The organism is Clostridium sp. CTA-7, from assembly GCF_054768095.1.
This window is the reverse complement of the sequence record NZ_BAAAAV010000011.1, coordinates 65,016-81,788: the sequence shown is the minus strand read 5'-3', so window position 1 is coordinate 81,788 and position 16,773 is coordinate 65,016. Positions and strand designations below refer to the sequence as shown.

The 16,773-nt window shown below is 29.5% G+C and carries 10 protein-coding genes; 9 read left to right on the top strand and 1 reads right to left on the bottom strand.

Features of this window, described 5'->3' with window-relative positions; translation table 11 throughout:
• Window positions 1–4 precede the first annotated feature (4 nt).
• The 4 genes from ACYUEX_RS17260 to rlmD all read left to right on the top strand — a co-directional run bounded on the left by ACYUEX_RS17260 (window position 5) and on the right by rlmD (window position 8,410).
• Window positions 5–3,562 (top strand): DNA polymerase III subunit alpha, encoded by a 3,558-nt coding sequence (locus ACYUEX_RS17260; protein WP_460289264.1) that lies wholly within the window; start codon window positions 5–7, stop codon window positions 3,560–3,562.
• 416 nt (window positions 3,563–3,978) lie between these two features.
• On the top strand, window positions 3,979–4,938 hold the full coding sequence (gene pfkA / locus ACYUEX_RS17255) for a 6-phosphofructokinase (protein WP_411169110.1): 960 nt from the start codon (window positions 3,979–3,981) through the stop codon (window positions 4,936–4,938).
• Between the two features lie 117 nt (window positions 4,939–5,055).
• Window positions 5,056–6,474: a pyruvate kinase gene (gene pyk / locus ACYUEX_RS17250; RefSeq protein WP_460289263.1), complete on the top strand. Its 1,419-nt coding sequence runs from the start codon at window positions 5,056–5,058 to the stop codon at window positions 6,472–6,474.
• A 556-nt stretch (window positions 6,475–7,030) separates the two neighbouring features.
• Window positions 7,031–8,410 carry a 23S rRNA (uracil(1939)-C(5))-methyltransferase RlmD gene (gene rlmD, locus ACYUEX_RS17245; RefSeq protein ID WP_460289262.1) on the top strand — a complete coding sequence of 460 codons (1,380 nt, stop codon included), beginning with the start codon at window positions 7,031–7,033 and terminating at the stop codon, window positions 8,408–8,410.
• Window positions 8,411–8,836: 426 nt separating this feature from the next.
• Here the strand turns inward: rlmD and ACYUEX_RS17240 are convergent, their stop codons facing one another.
• Window positions 8,837–9,007 carry a hypothetical protein gene (locus tag ACYUEX_RS17240; RefSeq protein WP_460289261.1) on the bottom strand — a complete coding sequence of 57 codons (171 nt, stop codon included), beginning with the start codon at window positions 9,005–9,007 and terminating at the stop codon, window positions 8,837–8,839.
• An 891-nt stretch (window positions 9,008–9,898) separates the two neighbouring features.
• On the opposite strand from ACYUEX_RS17240, the gene ACYUEX_RS17235 reads away from it, so the two are divergent.
• The 5 genes from ACYUEX_RS17235 to ACYUEX_RS17215 all read left to right on the top strand — a co-directional run bounded on the left by ACYUEX_RS17235 (window position 9,899) and on the right by ACYUEX_RS17215 (window position 16,708).
• A complete protein-coding gene (locus ACYUEX_RS17235; RefSeq protein WP_460289260.1) occupies window positions 9,899–10,789 on the top strand; it encodes a GGDEF domain-containing protein in 891 nt (296 codons plus the stop codon).
• Window positions 10,790–11,090: 301 nt separating this feature from the next.
• The gene (locus ACYUEX_RS17230) at window positions 11,091–11,921 is read left to right on the top strand and encodes a metallophosphoesterase family protein (RefSeq protein WP_460289259.1); all 831 of its coding nucleotides are present in this window, start codon (window positions 11,091–11,093) and stop codon (window positions 11,919–11,921) included.
• A gap of 500 nt (window positions 11,922–12,421) precedes the next feature.
• Complete coding sequence (locus ACYUEX_RS17225) at window positions 12,422–13,900, top strand: Lsa family ABC-F type ribosomal protection protein (RefSeq protein ID WP_460289258.1); 1,479 nt, start codon at window positions 12,422–12,424, stop codon at window positions 13,898–13,900.
• A gap of 162 nt (window positions 13,901–14,062) precedes the next feature.
• Complete coding sequence (locus ACYUEX_RS17220; RefSeq protein WP_460289257.1) at window positions 14,063–15,097, top strand: Cfr family 23S rRNA (adenine(2503)-C(8))-methyltransferase; 1,035 nt, start codon at window positions 14,063–14,065, stop codon at window positions 15,095–15,097.
• Window positions 15,098–15,739: 642 nt separating this feature from the next.
• The gene (locus tag ACYUEX_RS17215) at window positions 15,740–16,708 is read left to right on the top strand and encodes a hypothetical protein (RefSeq protein ID WP_460289256.1); all 969 of its coding nucleotides are present in this window, start codon (window positions 15,740–15,742) and stop codon (window positions 16,706–16,708) included.
• The last annotated feature ends 65 nt before the right edge of the window (window positions 16,709–16,773 follow it).

The following is a 16,773-nucleotide window of genomic DNA, read 5'->3' as shown; positions in this document are numbered from 1 at the left end:
TTAGTTGAGTAAAAAATTTACACATCTACATCTCCACACTGAATATAGTTTACTTGATGGTTCAGGAAAGATTAAAAAATTAATAGGTAAAGCTAAAGAACTAGGTATGGATAGTATAGCTATAACTGATCATGGTGTTATGTATGGGTGCGTTGCTTTCTATAAAGAAGCTGTTGAACAAGGAATTAAGCCTATACTTGGTTGCGAAATATACGTGGCTGCAAAGTCTATGGACATTAAGATTAATGATAAAGAAAATAGTACTCATCACCTAGTTTTATTAGTTAAAAATGAAGAAGGATATAAAAATCTTATGGAGATTGTGTCTCAAGCATCTATAAGAGGATTTTACTACAAGCCAAGAGTAGATCATGAATTTTTAAGAAGTCATAGTGAAGGACTTATAGCTTTAAGTGCTTGCTTAGGGGGAGAGGTTCAGTCATGGCACCTTAAAGATAACTATGAAAAAGCTAAAGAAGTAGCTCTTCTATATAAAGATATTTTTAAAGATAGATTCTATCTTGAGATACAAAATCATGGGATGGATGAGCAGCGAAAGGTTACAGAAGCAAACATTAAGTTAGCAAAGGAAACAGATATTCCTTTATTAGCAACTAATGATGTTCATTACATAAATCAAAGAGATTCTGAATCACATGATGTATTAATGTGTATACAAACAGGAAAAACTATTGATGATCCAAATAGAAGAAGGTATCCTTCAGACCAATTTTACTTAAAATCCCCAGAAGAAATGTGGGATATGTTTTCATATATTCCAGAGGCTCTAGAAAATACAACTAAAATTGCAGAGGAATGCAATTTTGATTATGAATTCCATGTGTCAAAACTTCCTAAATTCCCAGTGCCAGAAGGAATTGAACCTTATGATTATTTAAAAGAGGTTTGTTATTCTGGATTAATTGAAAGATACGAAGTTTTTAAAGAATTTATAAATAAACCACTAAATGTGGAAGAGCTTGTGGATTATTATAAAACAAATGAAGAAGCTTGTGGATACATTAAAAGATTAGAATATGAACTATCAGTAATCAAGCAGATGGGATATGTAGATTACTTTTTAATTACTTGGGATTTTATAAAATTCTCAACAGATAATGGAATTCCAACGGGACCAGGGCGTGGATCTGCAGCAGGTTCAATAGTAGCCTATACTTTAGGTATAACCAAAATAGATCCAATAAAATATAGCTTACTTTTTGAAAGATTTTTAAATCCTGAAAGAGTAAGTATGCCAGATATAGATTCGGATTTTTGTTATGAAAGACGACAAGAAGTTATTGATTATGTTGTAGAGAAATATGGAGTAGATAATGTTTCTCAGATTATAACTTTTGGAACAATGGCTCCAAGAGCTTGCATAAGAGATGTTGGTAGAGCTATGAATTACTCTTATGCAGAGGTAGATAAAATAGCTAAGATGATTCCTACTATGCTAGGAATAACAATAGATAAAGCTTTAGAAATAAATCCAGAGTTAAAGGCAGCATATAATACGGATGAAAGAGTTAAAGAGTTAATAGATGTAAGCAAAGATTTAGAAGGCTTACCTAGACATTCATCAACACATGCAGCAGGAGTAGTTATAGCATCTAAGCCTTTAGTTGAATATGTTCCTCTGCAAAAAAATGATGAATCAATAGTAGCTCAATTTGATATGACAACATTAGAAGAGCTTGGATTACTGAAAATGGATTTCCTTGGTCTAAGAACACTAACAGTTATGAATGATGCTGTTAAAATGATTAAAGAAAATCAAGAAATAGAAATAAATTTAGATAAAATAAATTTTGAGGATAAAGAAGTTTATAAAATGCTTGGAGAAGGAAAAACGGCAGGTGTCTTTCAATTAGAATCACCAGGAATGACTTCCTTCATGAAAGAGCTAAAACCTGATTGTCTGGAAGATATAATAGCTGGAATATCTTTATATAGACCAGGACCTATGGCAGAAATACCAAGATATGTAGAATGTAAGCAAAGTCCTGATAAAGCTCAATACGAGACTTCAGAGTTAGAAGACATATTAAATGTTACTTATGGAGTAATGGTTTATCAGGAACAAGTAATGGAGATAGTTAGAAAACTAGCTGGATATTCTATGGGAAGAAGTGACCTTGTAAGAAGAGCAATGTCTAAAAAGAAACACAAGGTCATGGAGGAGGAAAGAAAAAACTTTATATATGGAGTTGTAGATGAAGAAGGAAATATAGAAGTTCCAGGCTGTAAAAGAAATGGGATATCAGAAGAAGCTGCAAATAAAATATTCGATCAGATGATGGACTTTGCTTCGTATGCGTTTAATAAATCTCACGCAGCAGCCTATGCAGTTATAGGATATCAAACTGCATATTTAATGAAATACTATCCTGTAGAAACAATAGCAGCAATGCTTAACTCTGTCATGGGAACAAGTGAAAAGGTAGCACATTATATTAACTTTGCAGAAAGTCTAGGAATTCAAGTGTTACCACCAGATATTAATGAGAGTTATTCTAAATTTACAGTAAAAGGTGATAAAATTAGATTTGGATTAGCAGCTATAAAAAATGTTGGTTATAATGTTGTTGAAACTATTGTTGCGTCAAGAAGTGAAAAAGGAAGTTTTGAGTCATTAATAGATTTTATAAATAAGATAGATTTATCTGCTGTAAATAAAAGAGCAATAGAAAGTTTAATAAAAGCAGGTGCTTTAGATTACTTTAATGTATTTAGATCAAAACTTTTAGCAGTATATGAAAAACTAATGGATGGAGTTTCAAGTGAAAAGAAGAGAAATATAGATGGACAAATAAGTTTATTTGGCTTAGAAGAAGAAGTTTTAGATATCCCTGAGGTAAGTTATCCTAATATAAGAGAATTTTCAAAGAAAAATCTTTTAGATATGGAAAAAGAAATGACAGGGCTATATCTATCAGGACATCCTTTAGATGAATATGCTGAGAGTTTAAGAGTTCAAACAACGACTAATATAGAAAAGATATATAAATCCTACGAAATAATTCAAGAAGCATATAATAATATTGAATTACCAGAAGATATAATACACGATGAGGAAAGGATTATTCTTGGAGGAATAGTTGCAGAAGCAAATCAAAAAATAACAAGAAGTAATTCAATGATGGCCTTTTTAAAGTTAGAAGATTTAACAGGTACTATTGAAGTCATAGTATTTCCTAAAACTTTAGATAAAGTTAGAGAATTTGTAAAAGAAGATAGTTTAGTTGTAATAAAAGGAAGAGTAAGCATAAAAGAAGATGAGTTGCCAAAGCTTATATGTGAAACAATTGAGCCTTTAGAGAAGATAAATACAGCTAAGGTCTATATTAGAGTAAATAATTTAGATGAAGGCAAGAACATGATGAAAGAATTGCGAACTATGCCAAAAGAATTTAAAGGAGATACAACCGTATTTGTGTTTACAGCAAATGATAAGAAGAGTTATAGAATGTCAAAGGATATATGGATTAACTTAGAATCGGATGCAGTAATTTATTTTAGAGAACTTGCTGGTGAAGATAATGTTAAAGTTATAGAATAATTAAAGCTAGTATCAAAAATGGGAAGGAGATAAAACTCTCTTTCCCTTAAATTATATTGTGAAAAATTTACAATTCTATATGTAATATTAATGAATTGTAAAATGAAAAAATTTACAATGATTAATTAAGAAAAATTTATTAATTAATATATAAATTATAATTAATTAGGTTATAATATACTTAAGAAAGTATAAAAAAGTCGATAAAAATCGTAATAATGTATAAAATCGTTAATAATATATTTATTTTAGTTGCATAAACTTAGAGTAGCAAGTAAAATAAATAAGGTAATAAAAATTAGTAAGAAAATTTAAATTAATATAGTGCAAAAAAATTATTATAGTAAATAAAAAAATGGATAATTCCACAGAATGTGGGACAACCTTTGTCCCGGTGGTGTTAAGGAGGAAACAACATGAAAAAAATAGCTATTTTAACTAGTGGTGGAGATGCTCCAGGAATGAACGCAGCAATAAGAGCCGTTGTAAGAACTGCTTTACATCATGGCATAGAAGTAATGGGCGTTCAAAGAGGATATAGTGGTTTAGTTAATGGAGAATTATTTACTATGGATAGATCATCAGTATCTGACATAATCCATAGAGGAGGAACTATTTTAAGAACTGCTAGATGTGTTGAATTTAAAAAAGAAGAGGTAAGAGTTAAGGCTACCAAAATATTAAAAGCATATGGTGTAGATGCATTAGTAGTAATTGGTGGAGATGGTTCATTTACAGGAGCTAAACTTTTATCAAAGTTAGGGGTTAAAACTGTAGGTTTGCCAGGAACAATAGATAATGACTTAACTTACACTGACTTTACTATAGGTTTTGATACAGCTTTAAATACAATAATAGATGCTATAGATAAAATTAGAGACACATCAACTTCTCATGAAAGAGTTTCAATAGTTGAGGTAATGGGAAGAGACTGTGGAGATTTAGCTTTATATGCAGGTATAGCAGGTGGAGCTGAATATATAATAACTCCAGAAAAAGGATTTTCAAAAGAAGAACTTTGCAAAATAATATTAGAAGGAAAACAAAAGGGGAAAATACACAATTTAGTTTTATTAGCTGAAGGTGTAGGTGGAGCTCAAGAATTAGCGAAATATGTTGAAGGCGTTACAGGAATTGAAACAAGAGCAACAATACTAGGACATATTCAAAGAGGTGGAAGCCCAACAGCTACTGATAGAGTTTTAGCATCTAAAATGGGAGCTAAGGCTGTAGAAGTTCTTTTAGAAGGAAAAACTTCAAGAGTAATAGGAATAAAAAATAATGAGATAATTGATCAAGATATAGATGAAGCATTGGCATTAGATAGAACATTTGATGAAAAATTATTTGATATAGCAAACGAAATTTCATCTTAGGATATACATATTTGATTTTATTACTCAAATTATATATGACTATATTTAGTCGATTTAATAATATTTAATCAAACTAACAATAAAAATTACATGCGTAAATTAAAGGAGTGTTATTACATGAGAAAAACTAAGATGATTTGTACTGTAGGACCAGCTAGCGAAAATCCAGAAATATTATCAAAAATAATAGAAGCTGGAATGAATGCATCAAGACATAATTTCTCACATGGAGATCATGAGGAACATGCACAAAGAATTAATTTGGTTAAAGAATTAGCTGAAAAACATAATAAAGAAATAGCTATAATGTTAGATACTAAGGGACCAGAAATAAGAACTGGAAAATTCGAACCTAAAAAAGTAGAGTTAAAGTCAGGTGATGACTTTGTAATATATGCAGGTGGAGATGTAGTTGGAGATACAACACAATGTACAGTAACATATGAAGGATTAGCTAACGATGTTAAGCCTGGTAATATTATATTAATAGATGATGGTTTAGTAGGATTAGAAGTTCAATCTGTAGAAGGTAACAAAGTTAATTGTAAAGTTAAAAATACAGGATTTGTAGGTACTCATAAAGGAGTTAATGTTCCTGGAGTTTCAATTAAATTACCAGCATTAACAGAAAAAGATATAGCAGATTTAAAGTTTGGTTGTGAAATTGGAGTTAACTTAGTTGCTGCATCATTCATAAGAAAAGCATCAGACGTTGAAGCTATTAGAGCAATATTAGTTGAAAATGGTGGAGAGCATATTCAAATATTCTCAAAGATAGAAAATCAAGAAGGTGTTGATAATATAGATTCTATATTAGAGGCTTCAGATGGTATAATGGTAGCTAGAGGAGATCTAGGTGTTGAAATACCAATGGAAAAATTACCAGCTGTTCAAAAAATGATAATTGAAAAATGTAACCATGTAGGTAAACCAGTTATAACAGCTACTCAAATGTTAGATTCTATGATAAGAAATCCAAGACCTACAAGAGCAGAAGTATCTGACGTTGCTAATGCTATATACGATGGAACAGATGCTATAATGTTATCTGGAGAATCAGCAAATGGAGATTGGCCAGTAGAAGCTGTTCAAACTATGTCTAAAATAGCTGTAGAAGCTGAAAAGCAATTAAGCTATGAAGTTGCAGTTTCAAAAGCTAAGAAGCATATTCCAGCTATAGCAGGAGTTATTTCAAGAGCTGCTGCAAATGCTGCAAATGAATTAAAAGCTTCAGCTATTATTTCATCAACTCAAAGTGGTGCAACTGCTAGAAGATTATCACAATGCAGACCAGATTGTCCAATAGTTGCAGTAACTCCAGATGAAAAAGTTGCTAAGAAGTTATCATTATGTTTCGGAGTTTACCCAGTTGTTGCAGGAAAAGTGGAGTCAACTGACGAAATGATGGAAGAATCAGTTAAGGCAGCACAAGCTAATGGTTTCGTTAATGTAGGAGATACAGTTGTTATAGCAGCTGGAGTTCCAGTTCATAAGGTAGGAACTACTAACTTATTAAAGATAAGCGTAGTTGAATAAAAAATAGAAGTATAATTTTACTTTTCAACTTAAGTAAAACTTACTTATTAACACAATAATTAATTTAAGAAATAAGCCTCTATGCTAATAGTTTTGTTATAAACTATTAGCATAGAGTTTTTTTATGTATTAAGAAATTAAAATTTGAAAAATGTTTAGTCAAAAGAAAATTATTATCAATTATAAAGAAAAAAGTTGATATTTAGTATAAAATTTGAATTAAATATGTTATAAAATAGTATTAAAATAGATAATTAACAAAAAGTTCATAATTATATTGATAATATTTAAGTTATAATGTATATTATGAAATGAATATTGTAATAATATTAAAAAGGAATTAAATGGCAACTAATTCTGAGTTAGGCATCTTATGATGCCATTTTTTTTTATCTAAAATAAATTTATAGGCATTATATATTGTGTGCATTAATAAGGTAAGTGTCTTATTAATATGCACCTTTTGTTTTATATATTTTTATGCTATTATAAGATGAAACTTTAGAGAGTATATAAGATTTCATATAGATAGATAAGATTTTAAGAGGTGATTATTTTGGTAGAAAAAAATAATGAATATATCTTAGATATAGTAGGAGTAGGTTACGAAGGTGAAGGTATAGCAAAGATAGATGGATATCCTATATTTATAGAAGGAGCCATATATGGAGAAAAAGTAAGGGTATTAATAATAAAAGTCAAAAAGAATTTTGCCTATGGAAAGTTATTAGAAGTTTTAGAAGCTTCAAAAGATAGAATAGAGCCAAAATGTAGAAATTATAAAAGATGTGGGGGTTGCTCTGTTCAACATATGAATTATAAAAAACAACTAGATTATAAATGGGAAAGAGTTAAAGATTGTATTTATAAAATAGGTGGATTATCAAAGGATATAGTAAAATATCCATTAGGAATGGAAGAACCAGAAAGATATAGAAATAAAGTTCAACTACCAGTTGGCTTAGTAAAAGGTAAGCTTGCAATAGGTTTTTATGCACCAAGAAGTCACGATATTATAGATTTAAATACTTGCTTAATTCAAGATAAAGTAGCAGATAAAGTAGCGGAATTAACAAGGTTATGGATAGAAAAATATAAAATACAACCAGCAACTATAGAGGGTAAATTTAATCCTAATGGTATAGTTAGACATATAATGATACGTAGGGGATTTAAGACAAATGAAGTTATGGTTGTATTAGTTACATTAAAAAAAGAAGTTCCTCATATAGAAGAATTTATAAATACAATAAAAAATGAGGTTGATGGAATAAAAAGCATAATACAAAATATAAATGATAAAGAAACTAATGTAATATTAGGAGAAAAGTGTATAACCTTATGGGGAGAAGGTACAATAACAGATTACATAGGAGATTTTAAATTTAATATATCTCCACTTTCATTCTTCCAAGTTAATCCTGTTCAAACAGAAATTTTATACTCAAAAGCTTTAGAATACGCAAATTTAACAGGAGAAGAAACTGTATTTGATGCATATTGCGGGACTGGAACAATAACACTATTTCTTTCTCAAAAAGCTAAAAAAGTATATGGAGTTGAGATAATAAAAGCAGCTATAGATAATGCAAATGAGAATGCTAGTATTAATAATGTCAATAATGTAGAATTCTTTGTTGGAAAATCAGAAGAAATAATACCAGAGCTAATGGAAAAAGGAATTAATCCAGAAGTTATAGTTGTTGATCCACCAAGAAAAGGATGCGATATAAAACTATTAGAAGCAATAGGAAAAGCAATGCCTAAAAAAGTTGTATATGTTTCTTGTGATCCAAGTACTTTAGCAAGGGACTTAAAGATATTGGAAGAAAAAGGATATAGGACTGAAATAGTTCAGCCTGTTGATATGTTTCCACATACATCACATGTGGAGACGGTGATAATGATGACGCGTTATGGTCAAGATGGAAAATAAATTATATCAACTTAATAACAATAGTGTGGGTTTTCTAATAAATTAGATTACTAAAAAAGACTATATAAAGTACTGCTCATTTATTTCAAGTTAGAGAGTTAGGGCGTTAATTAGGGGATTTTATGGTCTAACTTTGCATAGATATGGTAGAGATTCTTCATGCAAAAATGAAAATTAACCTGCTAACGGTAGCTTTTGAAAAATTAAAGCTACCGTTTTATGTTTTGCAACAAAATCAAGAATTGCGCTCATTTATCAAGTGCTTTCTTGTGGTTACTCTATAGAGATTTGTAGTAACTACACGAGATATACTCTTAGAAAATCAATGATGTACATCAACTTCTAATTTAAATTAACTATTATTTAGGTGATTTAAGATAAAGTGATGAATTTATAAAATATTTAGGCTTGTGGATTACTTCTGTATCAGAAGAATATAAGAAAATCTATAAGTCTTTTTTCTCTGAAAAGAGGCAGTCTTCTTCCAGTTAGGATTTTGCTTAATCCACTTGGTGTCATATTCATACTAATAGCAAAATCTGTTTTAGATATTTGTGCTATATTAATAAGTTCTTCTAATAGTGTACCTATCTCCATCTGATTCCTCCCAATTTAATTAAATTCTTCATAATGATGTAATTGGTTTTAACTTATTTGATAAAAGTAGAGGCATTGGATATATTATTACCTTTATTTATATATCAATTAATTTAATTTACACTCTTCCAATAATCATATAGATATTTTTTGATTTATTTTTATAATAGTACAGATGAAAAATGAAATAAGTAAAATAATATACTGTATAACTCTTACTATATTATAAATTATTTTTTATGCCTTTGCTTTCCTAAAAATAAAGATGGAGAGCAGAAAGGAATTGCTGAAATAAGCAATTCTTTTCTGTTGTGAAACGTCTATAAGACGAAGTTACAAACAAAAGAGAAGAATATAACTAGTGAAATAAATAATAGTAATTTGAAGAAATCGGACTATACTGCATAAAGCTGAGCAGGGCTATAAGACAAACTTGCATAAGTAAATTATACAACTAAAGTTAAAGTTAATGAGATGTTGACTTGTTGGCTTCACTCACAAATGCTAGAATAAACTTAATTATAAAAAGTTCTTACGGTGGAATGACACTAGTATACATTCAATAAACTAGATATTAACTAGCATGTTAAGTTATTTAAAATATAAACATTTTAAATGAAAAAGATAGAAAGCAACTGAAAGAAATAAGTGAAATGATGAACAAAATTATATTAGAATATCTTCAGAATAAAAAACGAGAGTAAGGAATGGTCCATTAAAGGATAACATAATGGCACTAAAATTAAGTAAAATGAAAAAATAAAGCAAAATTTTTTTAGATGATTGCAAATAAAAGATATGAATAAGCAAACATTAAAGTATCTACTCTATATTATTATTGGAAATCAGAAGAAGTTTTAATATTCTTGAAGATAAATTGGAGGAGTTAAAATGGACAAATATTTAAATGCTTTAACTGACAATTTGTCAATATTGGAGAATTTATATGATGTTATAAGGATAGTAGACCCATTAACGAAAAAAACGGTACATTATGATAAAAGTAAAATTAAAATTTTAAATAATAGTTGCTATGATTTTTGGAAATCTGAAGAATATTGCTCTAATTGTATATCTATGAGGGCATATAATGAAGCTGATACTTTTGTAAAAATTGAATATAACAAAGAAAAAATTTATATGATAATGGCATCACCTATAATTATGGAAAATAAGAAATATGTTTTTGAAATGTTAAAGGATGTAACAAATACAGGTATTATAGAAAATTTTTGTGAGAAAACAAGTGAGGAAATTCAGCTTTATATAAATGGAATGAATGATAAGATTATCAAAGATGAATTAACAGGAATATATAATAGACGTTTTATTGATGAAAGGTTGCCAATAGATATTTTAAAAAGTGCATCTCAAAAATCTCCACTATCAATTATAATTGCAGATATAGATTTTTTTAAATCTATAAATAGTAACTATGGACATTTAGCTGGGGATTATATATTGCTTGAATTTGCTTCATTAATTAAGAATTCAATAAGAAAAGATAGTGATTGGGTGGCAAGGTATGGAGGAGAGGAATTTATTATTGTTTTAGACAACACAGACAGTAATACTGCTTTTGAAATATCAGAAAAGATAAGGAAAAAAGTCGAAGAAAAAGTTTTTGAATGTGAAGATAACAAGATTAATATTACGTCAAGTTTTGGTATATATACATTAGATGAAGATAACTTTGATATAAATATAAAAAGCGCGATAAATTATGCTGATAAAAAACTGTATGAAGCTAAACAAACAGGGAGAAATAAGAGCATAAAATAGTATACGGATATTAAATAAAATTTATTAATATTTGAATAAATAAAAATTATTAAATTATAAATATAGCAATTATGTACAATCTCGAGGATAATATCCAAATTATAAAAAAAATGTTTGAACGCATGAATATACAACTGAAAGTAGTAATCGTCTTTTCTCATGTTTTATAAATATAAAATTCAAGTATAATGTTTGTTTTTTTATTAATACTATAAATAGGCATAGAGCATTATTTAACAAATATTTTATGTTAAGCCATGGAAAATATATATTAAAACAATAGAAAGGAGCATAAGATTACATGAAAATGAAAAAATTTAACAAACTATTATTTTTTATTATATTAACGTTACTGGTTAGCTCTTATGCGCCAACAGTTTATTCAGAAACTGTAAAGGATACTACATATATTGGAGTTACTTCAGATCTCCACCATAGTATTTCTAATTTGACACAATGGCTATCTAATTTGAAAAGTACTACAACATCGATGGATTACATGATTTTTGGTGGTGATTACGTAGGTCAAGATGATGCAGAATCATATGTCTCTGATGTGAAGAGCCAATTTAGCGGAACTTCATCCATATTAGCAAAAGGTAACCATGATAAGGGGAAAGGAGGAAAATATGATTCAGGATTAGTTGTTAACAATAGCAATTATGCTATATATGTAATGGATTCATCAAGTAAGTCTTTTACAACTGACGATATGGAGAATCTTAAATCTTCTTTGAATGACATAAATTCATCGAAGCCAGTTTTGGTTGTTTCTCATTGCCCTATTCATTATTTTGGGAAGAGAACAATTGGAAATTCAGAAGAACTCCTTTCTCTTCTTAATAATTATGGAAACGTAATATTCCTTTGGGGACATAATCATTCTCAAAATGATACAAATTATGGTACAGTTAAAGTGAAGGGGGATACCATACAATGCTCCAAGTCTTCTTCAGCAGTTCCTATTAATTTTACATATGCAAATATGGGATCAATGAAGGAAGGAAATAATGGAGCATATGGATTGCTTATAAATTTAATAAATAGCAGTGATAGCACAAATATTAATTTCTATTATAAAGATCTTTCAGGAAAAACTGTTTCAAATTATTCTGTGAACATCAAGCAATAGGTGTTAACTATACTAATGAAACTAGAGAAGAAATAGATTTTCTTGATCCACTATTTATTGACTTTTCAGATGCACAATAGTATAATGATGAAAAAATTGAAATTTGAGGTGAAAAAATGATTAATTTTTCTTGCTAATTTTTAACGTACATTTAATACAAAGATAAACAGGTGTATTCTGTTTGTTTTGTTGTACTTATGCAAGAAGGTTATTCTTTTTTTCTCTTGATATATACACTTGTGTTATGCTATAACCATTAGCTTAACTACGTATATCTATGAGCTGTAAGAATAATTAATTCTTGCGGCTCTTAATTTTTTATAAATAATTCGAATAAGGAGGATAAATAATATTATGATAAATAAAGACACTTTGCTAACGCATGATAATCTCCATATAGAGTCGGATACTGCAGGCGACACTTATATGGAGTAATAACAAGGTCGCCTATTGTTCCGACTTTGTTATTTATACTATTAAATACAGAGGAGGACAAAAATATGTCTTTAATAAATGTTACAAATCTAACCTTTGCTTATGAAGGTAGCTATGATAATATTTTTGAAAATATAAGTTTTCAAATTGATACCGATTGGAAGTTGGGCTTTACTGGAAGAAACGGAAGGGGAAAGACCACTTTTCTAAAGCTTTTGCTTGGGGAATGCGAATATAATGGAAACATTTCAGCTGATGTGACTTTTGAATATTTTCCTTATGAGGTGCAGGAGCAAAGCAATTTCACCATAGATGTCATAAGGGAGATTAGTCCAAATTCAATGGATTGGGAAATAGTAAAAGAATTATCTTTGTTAGATATGGACTACGATGCTTTATATAGAGAGTTTTATACACTATCTAAAGGAGAGCAGACCAAAGCACTGTTGGCTGCTATGTTTTTGAAGGAGAGCTCCTTCTTGCTTATTGATGAACCTACCAACCATTTGGATGCTGAAGCTAGGAAAAAACTAAGTAATTACTTGAAAAAAAAGAAAGGATTCATTTTGATTTCACATGATAGGTCTTTTTTGGATAATTGTGTTGACCATATCTTGTCTATTAATAAAACTAATATTGAAATACAAAAAGGAAACTTTTCTTCATGGTGTAGAAACAAAGAATTACAAGATGGTTTTGAACTAGCAGAAAATGAAAAGTTGAAAAAGGATATTAACAGACTTTCTAGCTCGGCAAAACGTACATCTACGTGGTCAGATAATGTTGAAAGTAGCAAGTATGGAACTACTAATTCCGGGAGTAAATTAGATAAGGGATATGTTGGACATAAGGCTGCAAAAATGATGAAGCGTGCTAAAAATATAGAAGCTAGACAACAAAACATGATTGAGGAAAAATCAAAGCTTCTTAAAAATATTGAATCTAATGAAAGTTTAAAAATAGTACCGCTTACCTTTCATGATAAAAAGCTTGTAGAACTTACAGATGTTGCAATTGAATATGATTATAGAATTGTCTGTGAAGGGATAAGCTTCACTATAGAACAAGGGGAAAAAATTGCTATTAAGGGAAAGAATGGCAGCGGAAAATCAAGTATATTGAAATTAATTTATGGAGAAGACATCCCCCATAGTGGAATTGTAAGAAAGAATAATAAGTTAATCATTTCGTATGTTTCACAAGATACTTCAGATTTGTATGGGAACTTATCTGAGTATGCAGATAAACACTGTATTGATGAGAGTTTATTTAAATCGATGCTTAGAAAACTTAATTTTTCAAGAGAACAGTTTGAAAAGAATATCGAGGATTTTAGTGGAGGACAGAAGAAGAAGGTATTGCTTGCCGGAAGTTTATGTGAGCGGGCACATTTGTATATTTGGGATGAACCATTGAATTTTATTGACGTCATTTCTCGTATGCAGATTGAGAAATTGTTAATTGAGCATGAAGCTACAATTTTGTTTGTTGAGCATGATAGTGCATTTTGTGAAAATGTTGCAACAAAATCAATAAACTTGTAAAGGTAGAAATGGCAATTAATATGTTTAATGAGAATATAAAAGTAACACACAATAGGCTTCATGCAAAGCCAGATATTTTGGGCGACGCTTGCATGGAGTAGTATAAGTCGCTAATTATACTGGCTTTGCTTCCTAACTATTAATAGTGAGGGGGAAGCCTACATGAAACAGACAAAAACAAAATATGAAAAAATGAAACAAATAGTATCAAATCTAAAATTACCTGATTATAGATACGAGCAGCTTACAAAAGCTATTTTTCATCAAAGAATAGATAATTTTGATGATATGCATATACTACCAAAAGTGTTAAGGATAGCTTTAGTAAATGAGTTTGGGAATAATGTATCTAGTGTAACACCTGTTTTTTCACAAGATTCTAAACAAGCTCAAAAATTGTTATTTGAATTGGCTGATGAAGAAAGAATAGAAGCTGTTGGACTAAAGTATAAACAGGGGTGGAAATCATTTTGTATTTCTTCCCAATGTGGTTGTAGTTTTGGATGTCGTTTTTGTGCAACGGGAAGTGCTGGATTTAAACGCAATCTTACTGCTGATGAGATAACTGACCAATTACTTTATTTTTATTTTAATGACCATAGATTGAATAGTATTTCATTTATGGGAATGGGTGAGGCTTTTGCAAATCCGGAGTTATTTGATGCAGTAAAAATTTTAACTGATCAAAATTTATTCGGGTTAAGTCAACGAAGAATTACTATTTCAACAATTGGCATTATACCAGGAATTCAAAGATTGACCAAAGAATTTCCACAAGTGAATCTGGCTTTTTCACTGCATTCACCATTTGAAAGCCAACGAAGCGATTTAATGCCTATAAATAAAAGATTTCCATTGAATGAGGTAATGAAAACATTAGATGAACATATCATTCATACGGGACGACGAGTGTTTATTGCTTATATTATGATTGAAGGAATTAATGATTCAAAAGAACATGCAGAGGCAGTTGTAGGTTTATTGAAAAATCGTGGTTCATGGGAGCATTTATATCACATTGATTTGATACCTTATAATTCTACGGATAAAACAACTTTTAAATTTCAATCTTCAAGTGCTATCAAGCAATTTTATAGTACACTAAATAAAGCTGGTATTAGTGTAACTGTTAGAACACAATTTGGTTCCGAAATTAGTGCTGCTTGTGGACAATTGTATTATGAAAATGAATTATGATGTTAGTTCAAAAATATTCATTTGAGTAAAGAGATAGTCTCATTTTAAAGGTCTTGAAGATTTTCAATTAAATATTGAAAAGTGTTGTATGTCCCTCAGACTTTACATTTGAGGGACTTTTTTGTAGTTACTCTATAGAGATTTGTAGTAACTACACGAGATAAACTCTTAGAAAAAAGTTAGATACAATTTGGGGGAGAAACTGGGAAGGTTAATCAGCATAGAAGATTACATTGTTATTATAAGGCTGATAAAAGAAGCTAGTGAAAATGAAAATTAACCTGATAATGGTAGCTTTTGAAAAATTAAAGCTACCGTTTTATGTTTTGCAGCAAAATCAAGAATTATGCTCATTTATCAGGTGCTTTCTTGTAGTTACTCTATAGAGATTTGTAGTAACTACACGAGATATACTCTTAGAAAATCAATAATGTACATCAACCATAAAAAATCATGAACGATTATATTAACACTTCAAAAATTAGTTTAATTCATCTGTTAAAAACTCTAAAGAGATTCATGAAATAAAATTACAAATATCAGTTATATTTATGGAATATATTTACAAAATAAATAAAAAATGTATAATAAAATAAAGGGGGGTATTTTTATTTTAATTAAGAATTAAAAGGGGTTGGAAAAATGAAAAGATATTTAAAATATTTTTCAATTGGAGTTATTATATGCCTATCGTTCTCATTAATTGGATATGATTCTTCTATTAAAGCAAAGAAGAAATCAACATGGAGTGATGCTACTTTAAAATCAATGGAATTATTTGATGATAAAGGAGGTTACTATACTGGTTTCAAACATCTAGAAGGTTTTAAACAAAATGCTTGGGAAGGAATGGATAAAGCATATAAGTTAGATTCTAAATCAAATACTCCTATTATTGATGTTGATGAGGCAAGGCCTTCATTTTGTTCATCAGCTATTTATATGTTGTTATTAAAAAGTCTATCAATATGGAATGAATCTCAAAAAGAGAATGTTATTTCTAAAGAGGCATGGATAAATTTAAAACCATATACACTTGATGAGAAAGATGATTCTGGCAATGTAATTCAAGCAAGGCAGGATGATGGGTTTGGTTGCTGGGGGAGAGCTAATGCAAATGGGCCTGGTATAGCTGTATTGGTTAATGAGTTAGATGCAGGTAAAAATTATTATATTGGTTCTCGAAGTGAGTATAGTAAAGAGAAGGATTATTATAATGCATGGAGCCAAGTAGAAAGATTTGATTTTTTAAAAATTTTCTGGAATGATGGTATTGGGTGTGATGATAATAATAGTGAGGGTGACGAACGTGGACATCTGGTATTATTCCTAGATAAAACTGTTTCTTACGATAAGAATGGAAATCGCGATGATATTGTATATTATTGGTCATCTAATGGGTCTAAGCCGGATATAAATGCTGGGTATGGAATAGCTAAGTGTAGAGTTTCTACTATAACAAGAGCTGTCGCTACTAGAATTACTAATCCTGAAAACTTCAATAATGCTAAGTCAATAGATCGTAATAATGAGAATAAATGGTTATCTGACTTAAATGGTAAGAAGCACGGGACAGTTGAAGAATTAAAAGAAGCATGTGGTATAGAATAAAGTTTTAGCATATTTTTTATAAAGTTACATTGTTAAAGGTATATAATCTAAGAGGATATGTATGA

Excerpts from the sequence above, each read along its gene's own strand:
- ACYUEX_RS17240 (WP_460289261.1), bottom strand. The coding sequence starts at position 9,007 with ATGGAGATAGGTACACTATTAGAAGAACTTATTAATATAGCACAAATA.
- ACYUEX_RS17235 (WP_460289260.1), top strand. The coding sequence starts at position 9,899 with ATGGACAAATATTTAAATGCTTTAACTGACAATTTGTCAATATTGGAG.
- ACYUEX_RS17215 (WP_460289256.1), top strand. The coding sequence starts at position 15,740 with ATGAAAAGATATTTAAAATATTTTTCAATTGGAGTTATTATATGCCTA.
- ACYUEX_RS17220 (WP_460289257.1), top strand. The coding sequence starts at position 14,063 with ATGAAACAGACAAAAACAAAATATGAAAAAATGAAACAAATAGTATCA.
- ACYUEX_RS17225 (WP_460289258.1), top strand. The coding sequence starts at position 12,422 with ATGTCTTTAATAAATGTTACAAATCTAACCTTTGCTTATGAAGGTAGC.
- pfkA (WP_411169110.1), top strand. The coding sequence starts at position 3,979 with ATGAAAAAAATAGCTATTTTAACTAGTGGTGGAGATGCTCCAGGAATG.
- ACYUEX_RS17230 (WP_460289259.1), top strand. The coding sequence starts at position 11,091 with ATGAAAATGAAAAAATTTAACAAACTATTATTTTTTATTATATTAACG.
- pyk (WP_460289263.1), top strand. The coding sequence starts at position 5,056 with ATGAGAAAAACTAAGATGATTTGTACTGTAGGACCAGCTAGCGAAAAT.